Consider the following 13,984-nt stretch of genomic DNA (forward strand, 5'->3'; position numbering starts at 1 on the left):
CTCAATCGGCATTCAAAAAGGCCAAATCTAACCCCCGCGACACGCCGAGCCAGACACACATTTTGACCCTTAACCCGTGTTCCATGCACCTATACTAAAGCAAAAATGGCCCCTCTTAAGAGGAGCCATTATTGTGGCCAGAGCCAGGATCGAACTGGCGACCCCACACTTTTCAGGCGTGTGCTCTACCGACTGAGCTATCTGGCCAGAAACCCGAAGGTTTCCGCGACCTTGACGGGACTTGAACCCGCGACCTCCGCCGTGACAGGGCGGCGCGCTAACCAACTGCGCCACAAGGCCATTTTAAATTATGTGTGCTCTCTGGCACGGATAGTTACTTTACAGAAGACTCCCAACACTCACCAAATCAGCACGTCATAACACTATTCGGGAGCCTGAAGAGGATCGCTTCCTCCTAATTTCATCTCAAAGCGCTCATAGTCTTCCAGTGCGGCAAAGTGTCGCGAGTAAAGGTCGCAATCTCGGTCCACATAGCCATACAGGGCCGGAGCAACATCTACAATGTGGCGCAACTTCAGCTCTTCATACTCTTGCTCGTGAGCTCGGTTAGCAACTTTGTGGTGCGCCTCCTCCTCAGAATCTGCGTAGACGAGGAAGAAGTCTTCCCGGTAGAAATTCCTAAGCTCCGAATCCTGCGACACGAGCTCAAAGACGACAATCCCTACGTATGGTTCCACAGTGCTGACTCTCCTAATTCCTTAGTTGGCGCCAGCGTACCAAAACAAAAAGCAGCAATCGTAGAAACGATTGCTGCTTTTCTGCGACCTTGACGGGACTTGAACCCGCGACCTCCGCCGTGACAGGGCGGCGCGCTAACCAACTGCGCCACAAGGCCAATCGAATATTTAATTCGTACCAACACTTTCATGTTGGTACCCCCAACGGGATTCGAACCCGTGCCGCTGCCGTGAAAGGGCAGTGTCCTAGGCCGCTAGACGATGGGGGCCCGTCGCGCTATGGCGACTTCTAGAAATATACTGGAGACCTCACCTAGTTACAAAATCGCTCCCCCAGAAAGATTAGGAACCATGTCTGACCAGCATCAAACGTGCTCCTGTCACGAGCCGCACGTGCACGGATATAACGCAGATTCACAAAGTAAAGATCGCTACCTCGCACGGCTCAAACGTATTGAGGGCCAAACACGCGGCATCCATCGCATGATCGAGGAAGACCAGTATTGCATTGACATTATTACCCAGATTTCGGCCGTGAAGTCAGCGCTAGAAAATGTCTCACTCGCGCTCCTAGAAGACCATATCGAGCACTGCGTGGCCGGTGCTGCCGCCGAGGACGGCGAAGTGGCCACGGAGAAGCTAGAAGAGGCGATGCGCGCCATCAAGAAGATGGTGAAAAACTAAAAGGAGCCACCCTACCGGGTGGCTCCAGTTGTGGGCCCTGTGGGGATCGAACCCACGACCTGCGGATTAAAAGTCCGTAGCTCTACCAACTGAGCTAAAGGCCCAACGTCGTTACATCTTAGCTTGCGACATTTGCAAAGTCCTAATTAGGGGGCGTCGGCAAGCGAAAGGCGCCCAGCTCACCGCTGAGCGCCCGCCAGGACACAGTTAGATTAGCCGCGCATATCGCCCTTTTCCATGAAGTTCACCTGGAAGTCGAAGGCGGTCTTCAAATCGTGCGGGGTGTGCTGGAACTTGTTTTCCTTGGCACGCTTGAAGTAGTCCTCCAGCAGCGGACGGTAGTCCGGGTGAGCGACAGAGATAACCTTCTCCACGCGCTCCTTCGGAGCCAGTCCGCGCAGGTCAGCTGCTCCATACTCGGTAATGATGACCATGGTGTCGTGCTCGGTGTGGTCCGTGTGAGACACGAAAGGAACCAGCGCGGAAATGGCGCCATCCTTGGCCACGGACGGCGAGACGAAGGTGGAGATATAGGCGTTGCGGGTGAAGTCACCCGAGCCACCGGTGCCGTTCATGATTCGGGAGCCGGAGACGTTGGTGGAGTTGATATTGCCGTAAATATCGGCCTCAATCATGCCATTGGAAGAAATCAGGCCAACGCGGCGAATGACCTCTGGGTGATTGGAGACCTGCTGTGGGCGAAGAATGATGTGCTTGCGGTAGCGCTCTGCCTCCGCGTTCATCTTCTCGGCATACTCCGGGGAAAGGGCAAAGGAGGTAGCAGAGGCCATGGTCATCTTGCCGGCGTCAATTAGATCAAGCATGCCATCCTGGATAACCTCGGTGTAGGCTTGGATATTTTCAAACTTGGAATCCAGGAGGCCAGCCATCACGGCATTTGGCACGTTGCCCACGCCGGACTGCATGATGAACTTGTCATACTCAAGGCGGCCGGCAGCCACCTCACCCTCAAGGAACTCGATGAAGTTTGCAGCGATCTTTTCCGAGATCTCGTCCGGCTCCTTAAACGGCGCGTTGCGGTCGGGGGCATCGGTCTTGACCACTGCGACCACCTTCTCCTCCGGCACCTCCATGTAGGTGGTACCGATGCGGTCACCCGGCTTGGTGATAGGGATCGGCTGACGGTTCGGCAGCTTTTCAATGCGGTAGATATCGTGCATGCCCTCGAGGTTGATGGACTGCCACTCATTAATCTCGATGATGATCTTATCCGCAGCCTCAATGTATTCGAGGTTATTGCCCACGGCGGAGGACGGGACGACGTGGCCTTCCTCGGTGATGCGCACAGCCTCGATGATGGCTACCTGGAAATCACCGTAGAAGCCCTCCTCTACTTGCTGGCCAGAGTGAGACAGGTGAATGTCCTGGTAGAGCGCGGTTCCGTCATTGAACTGCTTACGCAAGGTGGGATCGGAGTTATAAGGAGAGCGGAAGCGAATCGCCTCAGCTTCCGCGAGGACGCCATCGCAATCCGGAGCAGTAGAGGCACCAGAGAAGACATCGATCTTAAATTCCTCGCCCTTTTCGTGCAGGGCCTTGGCCTTTTCTGCAATGGCGGTAGGCAGGCCCTTAGGGTAGCCAGCGCCGGTAAAGCCGGAAATGCCTACGCGATCACCGTGGTTTACGTGCTGAGCAGCCTCTTCTGCCGAAACTACGAGCTTTTGAAACGGGGCATACGCGATTCTTTCGGACAAGGGTAATCCTCCTTCATCGAGAGACTAGCCAAAATAACGGCCGTCCTAATTAGTTACACAGACCACATTAGCGAATCTTTGCAAGATTTCCACCACATTTGTGTGACCCCCACCCCATAAAACGGAAATAAGGAACGCCACCACTGTGGCCCTAGTTGCTATTTTGGCCCGTCAACTAGCACAATTGGGGCGTGAATTTGCGCATTGGACACTACGATCTCTCCTCCCCCGTCATCCTCGCCCCGATGGCGGGGGTAACCAACGTTGCTTTCCGCACGTTGTGCCGCGAGCAGGAATTGGCGCGCACTGGCACGGTTTCCGGCCTCTACGTCTGTGAGATGGTCACCGCCCGCGCGCTAGTAGAGCGCAATGAAAAGACGCTGCACATGACAACCTTTGCTCCGCAGGAGGATCCCCGATCACTGCAGATTTATGCGGTGGATCCGGAATATACTTACAAGGCAGCAAAGATGATCGTGGACGAGAACTTGGCGGACCACATTGATATGAACTTTGGCTGCCCGGTTCCCAAGGTGACCCGTCGCGGCGGTGGATCCGCTTTGCCTTATAAGCGACGCCTCTTTGGCAATATTGTCTCCGCCGCCGTCAAAGCTACTGAGGGCACCGACATCCCAGTAACGGTAAAGATGCGCGTAGGCATTGACGATGAACACCATACGCATCTTGATGCGGGGCGCATCGCCGTCGAATCCGGCGCCGCCGCCGTTACCTTGCATGGCCGTACCGCCGCCCAGCGCTATTCCGGTGAAGCACGGTGGGACGAGATCGCCCGACTAAAAGAGCACCTAGCAGACACTGGAGTCCCGGTTTTGGGCAATGGCGATATCTTCCGCGCCGAGGATGCGCGCCGCATGATGGAACAGACCGGTTGCGACGGCGTGCAGGTCGGGCGCGGCTGCCTCGGCCGCCCGTGGCTCTTTGCGGAGCTCGGCGCTGCCCTTCGCGGCGAGTCCATCCCAGCTGAGCCCACCCTGGGTGAGGTTACCCAGGTTATTCTCCGCCACGCAGAGCTACTCGCAGAGCACGATGGCGAGGATAATGCTTCCCGCGACATTCGCAAACACATTGGCTGGTACCTGCGCGGCTTCCCAGTCGGCGGCCAAGTACGCGCGGGCTTGGCCAAGGTGGATTCCCTCGACGCACTGCGAGAGCTCCTAGCCCCATGGGCAGATTCCGACGCCTTGGCTGCCGACGCCGACGGTGCCCGAGGCCGCCAAGGTTCGCCTTCCAAGGTGGCATTGCCAGATGGCTGGCTCGACGATCCGGAGGATGAATGCGTTCCCGTCGCCGCAGATATTATGAATTCCGGCGGTTAACCTTATTAGGGCATCAGAGCACCCTGGGGTATATAGGTATCGTGCATTTATCTTCCACTTAAGTTGCGCGGGAATGGAAAGTTTTCGCTATTATTTCTGGCATGCGTGCTGCCTACAGGGAACACTTAGACAACTTCTCCCATGACCTCATCGTCATGTGCGATACCGTGCGCACCATCATGGATAAGGCCTCACAGGCGCTAATCCAGGGCGTTTTGGAATCTGCCGAAGAAGCTCTCACTATGACTGAGGAGCTCGATGAGATCCGCACTCGATGCTCGGAGCGCGCCGTAAAACTTTTAGCACTAGAAAACCCCATGGCGCAGGATCTCCGCCAAGTTGTCTCTTCCATCTATATCGTGGAAGACCTCTACCGAATGGGAAAGCTTGCCCAACACATCGCGGATTCCGCACGCCGCCGCCACCCCGATCCCGTGGTGCCTGCGAACTACATGGGCTACTTTGAGGAGCTGTACCGTCTCACTGAAGAGATGGGTTCTGTGCTGCACAATATTCTCGTTACTCCCGACGCGGATCTATCCGTGAACCTTCGCGCCGATGACGACGCCGTGGACGATATCAACTCTCATCTTTTGCGCCTCCTGACCCAGCGCGAGTGGGAAGGATCCGTCCGAGAGGCAGTGGAGACCTCGCAGATTACGCGCTATTACGAGCGCTATGCCGACCACTGCGTTTCGGTTGCCGGCCACATTATCTATTTGATCACTGGGCTGCTGCCCCACGACTATGCCAAGAAGCTAGAAGAGAGCAAGAAGGACGCGGAGTTCGAGGCCCGTATGGCCGAGCTGGAGCGTCAGTTCCGCCGCTAAGGAATAAAAACTAAGAAACGGGGCCGGTTCGAATGAACCGGCCCGTTTTCTCGGACAATCTCTCTACTCTTTAGCCAAAGCGGCCAGAGATATAATCCTCGGTCTCCTTCTGGGAAGGATTCTCGAAGATCTTGGTGGTGTCATCGAACTCCACCAGGTGACCCGGCTTGCCGGTTGCTTCCAGGGAGAAGAAGCCGGTCTTATCGGACACACGGGCTGCCTGCTGCATATTGTGGGTCACGATGACGATGGTGAAGTTCTCCTTCAGCTCGTGGATAAGGTCCTCCACGGCGAGGGTGGAAATCGGGTCTAGGGCGGAACAAGGCTCGTCCATGAGCAGCACCTCTGGCTCCACGGCGATGGCGCGGGCGATGCACAGACGCTGCTGCTGACCACCGGAAAGGCCGCCGCCCGGCTTGTCCAGGCGGTCCTTGACCTCGTCCCACAGGTTGGCGCCGCGCAGGGACTTCTCCGCGACTTCCTTGAGCTTCTTCTTGTTCTTCTCACCGGAAAGCTTGAGGCCAGCCACGACATTGTCCTCAATGGACATCGTGGGGAACGGGTTAGCCTTCTGGAAGACCATGCCGATGGTGTTGCGTACGGATACTGGGTCAACCTTTGGTCCGTAGATATTGGTGCCATCGAGCAGGATTTCACCCTTTACCGAGGCGCCGGGAATGACCTCGTGCATACGGTTGATGGTGCGCAGCACGGTGGACTTACCGCAGCCGGAAGGGCCGATGAATGCGGTCACGGCCTGGGCCGGGATCTGCATATTCACGTTCTGCACGGCGTGGAAGTCGCCGTAGAAAATGTTCACGTCATTGAGCGCGAGCTTAGACATTTGGGAGTTTCTCCTCTAGCAAGTGTATGGCGGAATCGAGTGTTACGGCGTTTTACTTCTTAACCGAGAACTTTGCGGACACGATGCGGGCCGCAATATTGAGGACGGCGATGAGGATAACCAGCGTCAAAGCTGCACCCCAGAGCTTGTCCAGCACGGCTGGCTGAGCGCCAGCCTTGTACATATCCAGCATCATCAACGGGAGCGAGGACTGAGATCCCTTGAAAGCGTCCCAGTTGATGACGGAGGAGGAGCCAACCAAGACCAGCACCGGCGAGGACTCACCCATCACACGGGCAATCGCCAGCATGATGCCGGTGACAATGCCGGACAGGGCGGTAGGCAGAACGATACGGGCGATGGTCTTCCACTTTGGTACACCGAGCGCGTAGGACGCCTCACGCAAGTCCATTGGGACCACGCGCAGCATCTCTTCGGTATTGCGCACCACAATCGGAATCATCAGCAGTACCAGGGACAGCGCCACGGCGAAGCCGGAGCGGCCGAAACCGAAGAGGGTGATCCACATGGCGAAGATGAACAGAGCCGCAACAATGGACGGCACACCAGACAGGATGTCCACCATAAAGGTGGTGACGCGGCCAAGCCATCCACCCTTGGAGTACTCCACCAGGTAAATAGCGGTGAAGATGCCGATGGGAATGGAGATGACGGAAGCCAAAATGGTTTGCACGAAAGTACCCACGATTGCGTGGGCAGCACCGCCGCCAGCCGAGCTATTCATGATGCCGCGCTGGGAGGCGGTCCACCACTCAGGGTTGAGGATTACGCCACTACCGCGGGCGATGAGTTCCCACAGAACCCACACCAGCGGGACCATAGCCAAAATCATTGCGCCCCAGACCACTGCAGTGGCGATGTTATTGGTCATCTTGCGGGAGCCGGAGATGTCCAGGAATGTCGCGCCGCCTTGGGAGGCAGGCTTGGCATTAGTTGTCGTAGTCATTGATCCTCCCCTCCTTACTTCTTCTTCACGATGGCGCGGGCAATTGCGTTGACCACGAAGGTCAGCAAGAACAGCATGAGGCCGGCGGCGATGTAGGCACCAGCGCGCATCTCGTTACCGAACTCGGCAGATGCCAGGGCGATGGCCGTGGCGAAGGTCGTGCCGCCATCGAAAAGCGAGAAGCGGAAGTCAATCAGCGGGGAGACGACCATGTACAGCGCCATGGTCTCACCCAGCGCACGGCCCAGGCCGAGCATGGAGCCTGCGATATAGCCGGACATGCCGAATGGCAGCACGGTCATGCGGATAACTTCCCAACGGGTAGCGCCCAGCGCCAGGGCGGATTCCACCTGGCCTGGAGGGGTCTGCACGAAGACCTCGCGGGCGGTGGCCGCGATGATTGGCAGAATCATCACGGCGAGCACGATGCCACCGGTAAACAAGTTGCGGCCGGTAGCAAAAGAGGGCGAGTTATCGAAGACATGGAAGAGGAAGAAGCCGCCGGCCCAAGACTCCATCCAGGAGTAGAAGCCGGATAGCGCCGGGCCGAGAACCTGCCAGCCCCACAGACCATAAACAATGGAAGGAACCGCAGCGAGCATGTCCACCAGGAAGCCGAGAGGTTTGACCAAGCGGGCAGGCGCGTAGTTGGACAGGAAGATGGCAATGGCCAGGGCCACCGGCATAGCCAGCAGGAGGGCGAAGACGGAGATAAGGACGGTGGTACCGAACATGGTCGGGATACCGAACTTCATCGCAGAAGTATCGGTGGTCTCCCAACGGCCACCATAGGTAAAGAAACCCAAGATGCCGCCGTCGTTGACTCCCAGGGCGGGAACTGCACGCCACAGCAGGAAGGCGGCAATAGCCGCAATCATGACGGTAATAAGTGTTGCCGAAGCAGTGGACAGGAACTCAAAGACACGATCGCCTGGGCGCTTTACGCCGCTATTGGAGCTGGTGGTAGCTACTTCTTCGTGTCCGCTGGTGGAGACTCGCTCGGCAGCGGTGATATTCGCGTCCGCCTGCTCTGGAGCCGTGGTGAGATTATTGTCTGCCATGAGACTGTTAATCCTTTTCAGCGTTGAAAATGGAAAATATCGTTACATACCTGCGCCCCCAAAGCGCGAATCGTGTGCGGCAGTGGGGGCGGGAGATATTAAGCTTTTACAGCTTTAGCGCTTACTGCAAAGCGTCAACAGCAGCCTTCAGCTTGTCCAGGTGAGCACCCTCAACCGGGATGAAGCCTTGCTCAGCCAGCTGGTCGTCCTGGTGATCCAGGACGGTGGTGAAGAAGGACTTGACCAGCTTGGAGGTCTCCTCATCGTAGCCCTTGGAGCAGACGATGTTGTAGGTAGTCAGGATGAGCGGGTATGCACCCTCGTTATCGGAGGAGAACAGTGCCTCAGAGTCAACAACCATGTTGTGCTCGGAGTCGGTCTTCTTGAACTCCAGGTTTTCCAAAGCCTTGTTGACGGACTCGGTGGAGAGCTCAACTGGGCCGTGGCCGAAGTCAATCTTGGCCTTCTTAACGCCTTCGCCTTCCTTCTGGTCTGCAAAGCCAGCCTCGACGTAGGTGATAGCACCGTCGATGCTTGCAACCTGGTCAGCAACGCCGGAGGAACCGTTAGCGCCCTCACCAACAGAATCCGGGAACTGCTTGCCCTCGGAGTCCCAGTCGCCCGTAGCGGCCTTCAGGAACTTCTGGAAGTTTGCGGAGGTACCGGACTCGTCGGAACGGAAGATGACGGTGATGTCCTTGTCCGGCAGGTCGGTGCCCTCGTTGTCAGCAGCGATAGCCTTGTCGTTCCACTTCTTGATTTCGCCCTTGAAGATCTTGCCCAGGGTCTTGGTGGAAAGGTTGATCTCGGTGTCACCCAGGTTGTAGGCGATTGCAACCGGGCCGATGGTGGTTGGCAGGTGCCATGCCTCGTTGCCGTCGCAACGCTTAGCGGCAGCCTCGACCTCGCCCTCGTCTTCCTTCAGGGCGGAGTCAGAACCAGCGAAGTCAGCCTGGCCGTTGGTGAAGGCCTCAACGCCGGCGCCGGAACCGGAAGCATTGTAGGACAGGGAAGCGTCTGGGTGATCCTCGGAGAACGCGGTTTGGAAGTAAGACATTGCGTTCTGCTGGGAGGATGCACCGTCGCCGACGAGCTCGCCGGAGACGTCCTCGCCGCCAGCGGAATCGGAGGAGGAGCCAGACTCCTCAGAGCAAGCTACGAGAGCGGTAGAGGTTGCGGCTACGATGCCGAAGATTGCGGCGGTGCGCTTGAAGTTGCGAATCACGGGAAAACCCTTTCCGGTGCAGATCAGAGATTGATTGTCCGAGGAAACCGCATCTCCTAGAGAGATATTTCCCGCATCCCGCTTCGCTTTCTGGGGCGAGATGCAGGTGCGCAGGTGCGGTTAACTCACAAGGTGTAAAGCTATCCGCAGGATCTGACCAAAAGGGTGCCAATAGGTGAACACTGAGTGAACAAACACGGCTCACCCCATGACTTTAATCACATACACCCCATACGACGTGTTCTTCATCAACTTTAAAGCCCAGGCGCTCATATGCTTTCAGCGCCGGATCATTGTCCGCTTCCACATAAAGAATTACCCGCTGAGCACCCTTTTCCACCATGCGACGCAGACCAATCTGCAGCAGCGGTCCACCCAATTTCTTGCCGCGATAGTCCGCAGCCAAGCCCACCACGTAGACCTCACCGAATCCCGGGGCTTCCTCCGCATGCCATTTGGTCCAGTGGAAGCCGGCTAGGACCGGATCTCCTGCCGTATCCCACAAGAAGAGCAGGTCAGCGGGATCAAACCAATCCGCCTCCATGCCGCGGTGCAGGCGATCTATATCCCAGCCACCTTGCTCAGGGTGCCAGGAAAAAGCCTCATTATTTGCCTTGAGCCACTGCTCCTCCACAAACTCCTGCCCCCATTTTGCTACCGACTCGGAGTAATTGAGCGCCGTCAAAGGCACGTCCTCGGGACGGGCGACAGCAGCGAGCTCTTCTCCCCCAATACCCATAACCACTAGCTTACGGGTGACCTGCAGACCTCGGGAGTGTGCCAGGGCCTGTGCGGCCGGCAGGTTCCCGTGGGCCCAGGCCTGGAGATTGGGGGTTTCCGCGGCGGCGTCGTAAAGCAAGGCCCCATAGCCCTGTCCGCGGAAATCTGGGGCGATAAATAGCTCGGCGGTGGAACCATCCAGCCCAGCCACGCCGCACGGCTTCTTATCTACCCACGCCACCAAGTGGCGATGCTGCAGGCGGGAATCAGTGAGGCCATTAAGGAACTGCTCTGAAAGGGGCGCCATTCCATCCACACGTTCGGCCTGCTCAGCAAGCTCTTCTAGGCGGCTCGCCAGCTCCGGGGAGTCCGGCAGGTTTTCTTCCGTGATACTAAAGGCATTGCTAGTCATAGACCCCAGAATACGTAGGGTAAGAATGAAGGGGTGAGTGTTCTAAGAATTGACCGGCGCATCGTACACATCCTCCTCGTGGTGTGCGTATTCATTGCGGCCTGGGTGGCGGATGCCTGCGTGGCTATGCACACGGAACACAAGGTGGCACAGGCCGTAAAAGCCAATTCACGGCTGGAAAATACGCCAGATGTCTTTATCGGTGGCACCCCCTACGTGTGGGCTGCGGCCTCGAAGGAAATTCCCTATTTGGAGGTCAAGGCGCTCGACGTGGAGGTGCCCAAGCTGGGAATGGTCAATGCTTCGACCGTACTGCGCGATATTACGGTGACCCCAGAACAAGTAATGAACGGCGATATTGAGGGCGCGCCTGTTTCTACCTACTCGCGCGGCATTTCCTTAGACGGGGTGGCGTTGGGCCGCCTGCTGGGAATTACCGATCTATCCATTGCCAACCCAGACGATATCTCCCCTTCCGGTGGCACCTCCGCGGAAGCTGAGCTGACAGGCACCCTGCCTGGCGATACTCACAAGTCCACCGCCAAAGTCACCCTCCGCTTAGTCGGGCCGGAGTTTCGCATGCAGGTCTATGACACCGATGACGAGCGCCTGCAAAAGGCCTTTTCCCTCAACTTTGATACTCGCCAGCTTCCGCTTCCGGCCCAGGCTACCGCGGTAAAAATGCAGGGCGGCACCATCTCCTTCGAAATACAGCGCCGCAATATCAAGGTGCAGCTGGCCCAACTCTCTCCTCTGGAGATTGAAGGCTCGGAGCAAAAGGCCGTGGAAGAGGCAGAAAAGAAAGCCGCCGACACCAAGCACCGGGTGGGACCTGCGCCGCAGGCTAGCGCAGGCGGATAAAGTCCCGGAGCACTTCCTTCATCGTGCGCTTATGGACTTCTCTCCTATCCTGCGGGGCGAATACCTCGATGGCTTCCTTTACGGAGGCTAAGGTAACGGCATCGAAGCGCCCCTCAGATTCCCCGTCGGCCTGGAAGCGCTGCGGTTCGCGGCAGACCAGTTCGACGCGCATGGCATCGTCGAAGGCCACGGTCTTTTCTTTGGTGAGCTTATTGAGCCATCCACGTTTATCGGCACCAAAGAGGTGCAGCAGGCCGACGACGCCGCCAAGTCCGCTAAACTCCTCCAGGCCAAAAAGAGCAAGGCCCTCATCAAAAGAATTGCGCGGATTGGTCACAACCGGCAGAGGGCCTAGGAAGGTCCACGGGTTGGTATTGGAGGTAAACATGAGCGGCACATCGTCTTTGCGCAGCTGCTCGCCGATGCTGGATTCGGCCTTAACCGCAATATGCGGTGGATTCTTCCGCGCGCGGCTCCACGCCCGAATGGCAACATTGAGATAGCGCAGTGGAGTGGCAGAAAATCCTTGCTCGCGCGCCCGGTCCACGCGCGCCAAAACATCCGCATCCAAGCCGAAGCCGGCATTGACGGCAAACCAGCGATCGTTCCACGTGCCCAGGTAAATGGTGCGACGGAGGTTGCGCTCCAGCATGCGCGCCAATACGTGAGTGGCTTCCACCGGAGTGTTGGGAAAACCTAGAGCGCGCACGAAAACATTGGCAGACCCGGTAGGAATTACGGCCAACGCGGGGATGGAGTGGGGGTCGGGGCGCTGCCCATCGGCCGGGCCGAGGAGCCCGTTGACTACCTCGTTGACGGTCCCATCTCCGCCTACAGCGATAATGACGTCATAGTCATCCCTGGTCATTCCCTTGACCATCTCTTCGGCGTGGCCGGGGTGGTGCGTAAATTGCACCTTCAGGCGCAGCCCCTCCACCGCTTGTAGGCAAGGAACGATTTGGCGGAAAAGGGCGTTGGTTTGTGAGGTCGAGTTGGGATTCGAGATCATCAATGCATGCACGAGGCCCAAGTCTAGTAGTTAAATAGGCGGGTTCACGACTAGGCTGGACGCCCATGAGCGAAAATAAAAATGAAACCACTCCCGAAAACATCGAAACCACCGCGGCTTCCCACCCGGAAAATGATCCGGGAAAGCTCAACGGCAACGATGCCGTGAACCAGGCCGCCGAGCAGTGGAAAGACGCCGCTAGCCGCAATATCCCCGCTCTCGAGCTGGGCGATACCCCGGTACCGGACGATACCGCTAACCTGCGCCAGGGCCCATCGCTGCACGACGGCCTGCTAGGACTGCTCCCCCTCGTGGGCGTCTGGCAAGGCGAGGGCCAGGCACACGATACGCAGGGCCAGGAATATACCTTTGGCCAGCAGCTGGTCATCGCCCACGATGGCGAGAATTACCTCACGTTTAGCTCCCGTACCTGGAAGATTGATACCGAGGGCAAGCCGGAAGGCCCCTCCGTGCGCGAGACCGGCTTCTGGCGCATTTCTGAAAAGGATGAAATCGAGGTCACTTACACCTCTTCCAACGGCATTGTGGAAATCTTCTACGGCGAGCCGTTCAATGACCGCGCATGGCAGCTGGAGTCCGCCTCCACCATGGTCACCGAAACCGGACCGAAAAACCTGGGGCCGGGCAAGCGCATGTACGGCCTGATGCCCAATAACAACCTGGGCTGGGTAGACGAGCGCATGGTTGATGGGGAAATGCGCCCCTACATGTCCGCGGAGCTCACCCGTATCGCTGGCTAGTCCCCCAGCGCTTTATCAATAAGGTCTCGAATGACGTCCACGTTATCCGGGGCCTTTAATTTTTTGCCATTAAGCCGGGTGACCCGGGCGGCAACGCGCACCGAGGACACCAGCCACACTGAGTCCGCCTTTTCCAGATACTCCACGGTGAGCGGCTTGGCTTTGCAGCGATAGCCCTCCTTAGTGGCGTGGGCGAAAAAGGCCGCCTGCGTGGTTCCGGGAAGGATGCCGCGGCCGGCGGCGGTGCGCAGTTTCTCTCCCTTGACGGCCACCACGGTCGAGGTTGCGCCCTCGAGGATTTCTCCGGTGTCTGGGTCGGTGAGGATGAGATCCTCAAATCCCTTCTCGCGCGCCATACGCAACATCGCCATCGTGGCCGCATAGTTGAGCGTCTTGGCGGGTAATTCCTCCGCTACGTGCCACAGGCGCGGGCTGGTCATGACGGCTACGCCGTGCGCGCGCTGTTCTAGGACCCTTTCCTCGATGGGTTGAACCACGACCCAGGCGCTCGGCCTTCCCGTAGAGGCGCGCCCGCGGGTATAAGTCCAGGTGCATTTGGCATCCCCTGTCTCATCCCCGCAGAAGTCCGCAATCGCGAGACGCGTGGCTTCTTCCCACTTCTCCATAGGCGGTTCTGGCAGATTCATGGTGCGCGCTGAATCGCAGAAGCGTTGCGCGTGCCGCTGCAGGTTGGCGGCTTTTCCTCCGCGTACGAGCAGGGATTCAAAAATGCCATCGCCGCGGGTGACCGCGGCATCATCCGCATAGACGAGAGGCAGCGTGGGCATGTGCCTGCGTACCGACCCTCCAAAGGGCTCCACAACGTAGATGACCGGCTCTTTTCGCGGCGAGAACTTCAT

Annotated in this window: 14 protein-coding genes and 5 tRNA genes; 5 read left to right on the forward strand and 14 right to left on the reverse strand. The window is 57.8% G+C overall.

Features of this window, described 5'->3' with window-relative positions; all coding sequences use genetic code 11:
* Positions 1-134: 134 nt before the first annotated feature.
* The 5 genes from QP904_RS01940 to QP904_RS01960 all read right to left on the reverse strand — a co-directional run bounded on the left by QP904_RS01940 (position 135) and on the right by QP904_RS01960 (position 967).
* Positions 135-207, reverse strand: a tRNA-Phe gene (locus QP904_RS01940).
* Between the two features lie 19 nt (positions 208-226).
* Positions 227-300, reverse strand: a tRNA-Asp gene (locus tag QP904_RS01945).
* An 83-nt stretch (positions 301-383) separates the two neighbouring features.
* Positions 384-698, reverse strand: a complete 315-nt coding sequence (locus QP904_RS01950) for a DUF4288 domain-containing protein (RefSeq protein ID WP_023019852.1) — start codon at positions 696-698, stop codon at positions 384-386.
* 84 nt (positions 699-782) lie between these two features.
* A tRNA-Asp gene (locus tag QP904_RS01955) sits at positions 783-856 on the reverse strand.
* Positions 857-891: 35 nt separating this feature from the next.
* Positions 892-967 (reverse strand) — tRNA-Glu (locus QP904_RS01960).
* 82 nt (positions 968-1,049) lie between these two features.
* Here QP904_RS01960 and QP904_RS01965 point away from each other — a divergent pair.
* A complete protein-coding gene (locus tag QP904_RS01965; RefSeq protein ID WP_023019853.1) occupies positions 1,050-1,382 on the forward strand; it encodes a metal-sensitive transcriptional regulator in 333 nt (110 codons plus the stop codon).
* A gap of 31 nt (positions 1,383-1,413) precedes the next feature.
* Here the strand turns inward: QP904_RS01965 and QP904_RS01970 are convergent.
* Positions 1,414-1,486, reverse strand: a tRNA-Lys gene (locus QP904_RS01970).
* Between the two features lie 108 nt (positions 1,487-1,594).
* Complete coding sequence (gene scpC / locus QP904_RS01975; RefSeq protein WP_200288676.1) at positions 1,595-3,097, reverse strand: succinyl-CoA:acetate CoA-transferase ScpC; 1,503 nt, start codon at positions 3,095-3,097, stop codon at positions 1,595-1,597.
* 191 nt (positions 3,098-3,288) lie between these two features.
* Here scpC and dusB point away from each other — a divergent pair, with 191 nt between their 5' ends.
* Together dusB and phoU are read left to right on the forward strand one after the other, a co-directional pair.
* Entirely contained in the window at positions 3,289-4,434 is a 1,146-nt protein-coding gene (gene dusB / locus QP904_RS01980; RefSeq protein WP_200288675.1) for a tRNA dihydrouridine synthase DusB, read from the forward strand.
* 101 nt (positions 4,435-4,535) lie between these two features.
* Positions 4,536-5,264: a phosphate signaling complex protein PhoU gene (gene phoU, locus QP904_RS01985; protein WP_023019856.1), complete on the forward strand. Its 729-nt coding sequence runs from the start codon at positions 4,536-4,538 to the stop codon at positions 5,262-5,264.
* A 70-nt stretch (positions 5,265-5,334) separates the two neighbouring features.
* On the opposite strand, the gene pstB is transcribed toward phoU, so the two are convergent.
* The 5 genes from pstB to mshD all read right to left on the reverse strand — a co-directional run bounded on the left by pstB (position 5,335) and on the right by mshD (position 10,493).
* A complete protein-coding gene (pstB, locus tag QP904_RS01990; protein ID WP_023019857.1) occupies positions 5,335-6,108 on the reverse strand; it encodes a phosphate ABC transporter ATP-binding protein PstB in 774 nt (257 codons plus the stop codon).
* Positions 6,109-6,160: 52 nt separating this feature from the next.
* Positions 6,161-7,075, reverse strand: a complete 915-nt coding sequence (pstA, locus tag QP904_RS01995) for a phosphate ABC transporter permease PstA (protein WP_049360033.1) — start codon at positions 7,073-7,075, stop codon at positions 6,161-6,163.
* A gap of 14 nt (positions 7,076-7,089) precedes the next feature.
* Positions 7,090-8,136: a phosphate ABC transporter permease subunit PstC gene (gene pstC / locus QP904_RS02000; RefSeq protein ID WP_023019858.1), complete on the reverse strand. Its 1,047-nt coding sequence runs from the start codon at positions 8,134-8,136 to the stop codon at positions 7,090-7,092.
* A gap of 121 nt (positions 8,137-8,257) precedes the next feature.
* Positions 8,258-9,361 carry a phosphate ABC transporter substrate-binding protein PstS gene (gene pstS, locus QP904_RS02005; RefSeq protein ID WP_179386949.1) on the reverse strand — a complete coding sequence of 368 codons (1,104 nt, stop codon included), beginning with the start codon at positions 9,359-9,361 and terminating at the stop codon, positions 8,258-8,260.
* Positions 9,362-9,575: 214 nt separating this feature from the next.
* Positions 9,576-10,493 (reverse strand): mycothiol synthase, encoded by a 918-nt coding sequence (gene mshD, locus QP904_RS02010; protein WP_284798074.1) that lies wholly within the window; start codon positions 10,491-10,493, stop codon positions 9,576-9,578.
* 33 nt (positions 10,494-10,526) lie between these two features.
* Here mshD and QP904_RS02015 point away from each other — a divergent pair, with 33 nt between their 5' ends.
* Positions 10,527-11,354: an LmeA family phospholipid-binding protein gene (locus tag QP904_RS02015; protein ID WP_200288673.1), complete on the forward strand. Its 828-nt coding sequence runs from the start codon at positions 10,527-10,529 to the stop codon at positions 11,352-11,354.
* Here QP904_RS02015 and QP904_RS02020 read toward each other — a convergent pair.
* Complete coding sequence (locus tag QP904_RS02020) at positions 11,338-12,375, reverse strand: diacylglycerol/lipid kinase family protein (protein ID WP_284798069.1); 1,038 nt, start codon at positions 12,373-12,375, stop codon at positions 11,338-11,340. The genes QP904_RS02015 and QP904_RS02020 overlap by 17 nt on opposite strands.
* A 53-nt stretch (positions 12,376-12,428) precedes the next feature.
* On the opposite strand from QP904_RS02020, the gene QP904_RS02025 reads away from it, so the two are divergent.
* Entirely contained in the window at positions 12,429-13,124 is a 696-nt protein-coding gene (locus QP904_RS02025; protein ID WP_023019863.1) for a heme-binding beta-barrel domain-containing protein, read from the forward strand.
* Here QP904_RS02025 and QP904_RS02030 read toward each other — a convergent pair.
* A complete protein-coding gene (locus QP904_RS02030; RefSeq protein ID WP_284835434.1) occupies positions 13,121-13,984 on the reverse strand; it encodes an aminodeoxychorismate lyase in 864 nt (287 codons plus the stop codon). The two genes, QP904_RS02025 and QP904_RS02030, sit on opposite strands and share 4 nt — an antisense overlap.

The organism is Corynebacterium nasorum (assembly GCF_030229765.1).
Lineage (GTDB): Bacteria > Actinomycetota > Actinomycetes > Mycobacteriales > Mycobacteriaceae > Corynebacterium > Corynebacterium kefirresidentii.